Source organism: Mesorhizobium sp. M7A.F.Ca.AU.002.02.1.1, from assembly GCF_003998535.1.
Taxonomy (GTDB): Bacteria; Pseudomonadota; Alphaproteobacteria; order Rhizobiales; family Rhizobiaceae; genus Mesorhizobium; species Mesorhizobium ciceri.
In genome coordinates this window covers 1-4,007 of sequence record NZ_RZPB01000565.1, presented here as the reverse complement: position 1 = coordinate 4,007, position 4,007 = coordinate 1, and the positions used below count along the sequence as shown (strand labels likewise).

The following is a 4,007-nucleotide window of genomic DNA, read 5'->3' as shown; positions in this document are numbered from 1 at the left end:
CTTCGGCATCGCCACGTCGGTCATCGCCGTCGGCACCGGGGTGAAGATCTACAACTGGCTCTTCACCATGTATGGCGGGCGCATCCGCTTCGACACGCCGATGCTTTGGGCGCTGGGCTTCGTGACCACCTTCACCGTCGGCGGCATGACCGGCGTTCTGCTTGCCGTTCCACCGGCCGACTTCGTGCTGCACAACTCCCTTTTCCTCGTCGCGCATTTCCACAACGTCATCATTTCGGGCGTGCTGTTCGGCGCGTTCGCCGGCTTCACCTACTGGTTTCCCAAGGCGTTCGGATTCCGCTTGCACGAAGGCTGGGGCAAGGCCGCATTCTGGGTCACCTTGGCCGGCTACATGCTGGTCTTCGTGCCGCTCTATATCGTCGGTCTGCTCGGCATGACGCGGCGCCTGCAGCATATCGACATGGATCTTTGGGCGCCATGGCTGGTGGTGGCCGCGTTCGGCGTGCTGGTGATGATCGCCGGCGCCGCACTGCAGATCATGCAACTCGCCGTTTCGATCCGACATCGCGACAAGCTTCGCGATGAGACAGGCGACCCATGGGACGGGCGTTCACTGGAATGGTCGACGTCTTCCCCTCCCCCCGTTTTCAACTACGCGCGGCTGCCTTTCGTCGAGGATGAAGAGCCCTACTGGCGCATCAAGCAACGGGCAAGGGAGGAGAAGAGGCCCGGTGCGGAGGAAGGATACGAGCCTATCGAGATGCCGCGCAACAGCCCGACAGGCTTCGTCACCGCCTTCTTCAGCACGCTGATCGGGTTCGCGCTGATCTGGCATATATGGTGGCTGGCGATCGTCGGCTTCATCGGCGCCTACGCGACCTTCGTCGTCTTCGCCTGGCGCGATCATGGGGATTATGAGATTCCCGCCGAAAAGGTCGCGCGCATCGACGATGACCACAAGGCCGCACAGTCAGCCCGGCTGCGGCGCTGGGAGCGGCCGGCATGAGCGATCACGCGCTACCCGGCGACTTCGGCGCGGGCACCCAGGCCCGAGACCCCTATCGGCTTGGTCAGGGCGGCCGACATGGCGTGCGCTCCGCGACCGGCCACGGAGAAGGCGGCCCGGCCTCGAAATTCGTCACCGTGGCATATGGCTTCTGGATCTTTCTGCTGTCCGACATCATCATATTCTCGGCCTTCTTCGCGGCGTATGCCGTGCTTGCCAAGGCGACCGCCGGCGGACCGACCGGCAAGGATTTGTTCGAGCCCACCCGCGTTGCGGTGCAGACGGGCCTTCTGCTCACGTCGAGCTTCACCGGTGGCCTGGCGACACTCGCGACCCATCGCAGATCGATGGCTGCCACGCAGGCCTGGCTGCTCGTCACCGGATTGCTCGGGGCAGCCTTCCTGTTTCTGGAGGTACAGGAATTCGCGGCGATGATCGGCGAGCAGGCGGGGCCTTCGCGCAGCGCATTTCTATCAGCCTTCTTTGCGCTCGTTGGCTGCCACGGCACCCATGTCGGGCTGGGGCTGCTCTGGCTGGGCACAATGATGGCGCAGCTATGGGTCAAGGGTTTTCGGTCGGATATTTTGCGGCGGCTCCACTGCTTCGGGCTTTTCTGGCACGCACTCGACATCATCTGGGTCGCCATCTTCACCCTGGTCTATCTGTTGGGAGCATCGCCATGACCATCGAGAGCAGGCCCGGCGAGATGCAGGACCGCCGCGATTCCGCACCGGGCGAGGAACGTATAACCGAGCACGAAGTGGCTGGAGGGCTGTTGGGCTATGTGATCGGCTACGGCCTGGCCATCCTGCTCACGATCGCGTCATTCCTGGCGGCTCAAACCGATCTGATTTACCAGCCGGCGGTGATTTCGGCCCTGGTGGTGCTCGCTGTCGCGCAGATGGGCGTGCATCTTGTCTTCTTTCTGCACCTGACCACCGGGCCGGACAACACCAACAACATCCTGGCCCTGGCCTTCGGCGTGCTGATCGTTGCGCTGGTGGTCCTGGGCTCGGTTTGGATCATGGCCCACCTGAACGAGAACATGGCCGCCATGACGGCCCATCAAGCCGGAACGATGCCTTAAACCTCGCCCTGCTAGTCTTGGCTGAGGTGAATATGAAGCTGGTACATTGTACCGCCGCGGTGGAGATAAAAGGCTCGTCAGACCTCGTGCTTTGGCTGAACTGCACGTATGGCATCTAGCGCCAAGCGAACGGCATCGATGCCTGAGACGCGGGGCTCGATCCGCCTGAAAATCACGCGGCCGTTTCGGTACTCCAGGCCCAACACCTTCCTGTCCCGCCATCGTGACGCCAGAGGCTTGTTGCGCAAGGTGATCGCGACGGCTTCGGGCCCAACATCAACTTTGCCGACACCCAGTTCCGACGCTGCTATCCGCAACCTGGTAAGTTCCAGCAGAACGGTCACTTCGCCAGGCATGTCACCAAAGCGGTCCTCGAGCTCCTCGCTGAATGCATCAAGGTCCAAGTCAGAACGAATACGAGAGAGCCGCGCATAGAGGCCAACACGGACAGTAGGCTCGTTTACATAGCTTTCGGGAAAAGCCCGTTTTGCAGGCACGTTGATGTTGGCAAGTTGCCTGTTGGGGTCGGCCCCTTCTCCAGCCGCCGAGACCGCCCGCTCCAGCAAGTGCTCGTAGAGGCCCACTCCGATCAGTTTCATATGCCCAGCCTGATCTTCGCCGAACAGATCGCCGGCGCCGCGCAGGTCGAGGTCCCTTTGACTGATTGCCAGGCCGGAGCCAAGCCGATCGAGCGCAAGCATTGTCGAAAGCCGGGCCCTGGTGCCGTCGGCCAGCTCAACGCCAGGTTCCGTCAGAAGAAACGCAGCCGCTTGCATCGCTCCTCTACCGACCCGACCCCGTAGCTGGTGCAACTGCGCCAGACCGAACCGGTCCGGGCGCCAGACAATGATGGTGTTGGCTCGAGGCACATCGAGCCCACTCTCGATGATGTCGGTGCTCAACAAAATGTCGCCATCACCGTCAGCGAATCCGACCATGACTTCGTCCAGCTGCCTCCCTTTCATTTCACCGTGCGCCGTCATAACGCCGAGTTCCGGCACCAGCCTGTTCAGCTGGTCAGAGACCGGGCCAATGTCCTCGATGCGAGGAACCACGAAGAAACTCTGTCCACCCCTGTGAAATTCACGCAAGAGGGCCGCGCGCACCGATGCTGGATCGAACGCCGCCAGTATCGTGCGGACGGGACGTCTTTTGGCGGGCGGAGAGTTTAGAACGCTGACATCCTGGATGCCCGACAGCGCCGATTGCAGCGTCCGCGGTATCGGCGTGGCGCTCATGCTCAGCGTGTGAAGGCAGGGCGCCATCTTCCGCAGGGCCAGCTTCAACTTGACGCCGAACCGGTGCTCCTCGTCAATCACCAGCAGTCCAAGATTGGCGAATGTGACGCTCCTGGACGCCAAGGCCTGAGTACCCACGACGATCGCAACCTGGCCGCTCCGCAGGCCCTCCTTTGCCGCTTTTGCCTTTGCTGCCCCGACCATCCTTGACAGGTGGGCGACCTGCAGGCCCGTTCCTGCGAAACGGCGGCTGAACGTCTCATAGTGCTGTCGTGCCAACACGGTTGTCGGCGCTATGACCGCAACCTGTTTCCCGCAGAGGGCGGCGGCGGCGCAAGCACGCAAAGCCACCTCTGTCTTGCCGAAGCCAACATCACCGCAGACGAGCCGGTTCATTGTTCTCCCCGAGGAAAGGTCGTCGAGCACAGCGCGGATGGCGGCGGCCTGGTCAGGAGTCTCGGTATAGGGAAATTTCGCCGCAAAACGGGCCAAGTCCGCGCGGGAGGGCTTGATGATCTCGGCGGGCTGGCTGGACCTCATCTCGGCAAGGCCCACCAGGCGCTTGGCCAGCCTGTCGATCTCGCGCAACGCAGCCTCGCGTCGCTTGGGCCAGCCCTCGCCGTTGAGGCGATCGAGCGACACTGCCTCCGGTTCCGAGCCGTAGCGCCATATTTTCCCAAAGTCGTCGACCGGAACCAGCAAGGAAGCCCCGCCA

The 4,007-nt window shown here is 62.5% G+C and carries 4 protein-coding genes; 3 read left to right on the top strand and 1 reads right to left on the bottom strand.

The features are described 5' to 3' along the window. From EN879_RS26790 to cyoD, 3 genes are all read left to right on the top strand, one after another. Positions 1 to 967, top strand: a 967-nt coding sequence (locus tag EN879_RS26790) for a cbb3-type cytochrome c oxidase subunit I (RefSeq protein WP_206521010.1), incomplete at its 5' end; no start/stop codon positions are given. After that, a complete protein-coding gene (locus EN879_RS26785) occupies positions 964 to 1,650 on the top strand; it encodes a cytochrome (ubi)quinol oxidase subunit III (RefSeq protein ID WP_082826763.1) in 687 nt (228 codons plus the stop codon). The genes EN879_RS26790 and EN879_RS26785, both read left to right, overlap by 4 nt. Further along, positions 1,647 to 2,054, top strand: coding sequence for a cytochrome o ubiquinol oxidase subunit IV (gene cyoD, locus EN879_RS26780; protein WP_063170618.1), 408 nt, complete (start codon positions 1,647 to 1,649; stop codon positions 2,052 to 2,054). The genes EN879_RS26785 and cyoD overlap by 4 nt, the downstream gene beginning before the upstream one ends. A gap of 77 nt (positions 2,055 to 2,131) precedes the next feature. Here cyoD and EN879_RS26775 read toward each other — a convergent pair. Continuing rightward, a partial coding sequence (locus EN879_RS26775) for a DEAD/DEAH box helicase (protein WP_127274347.1) occupies positions 2,132 to 4,007 on the bottom strand: 1,876 nt, incomplete at its 5' end.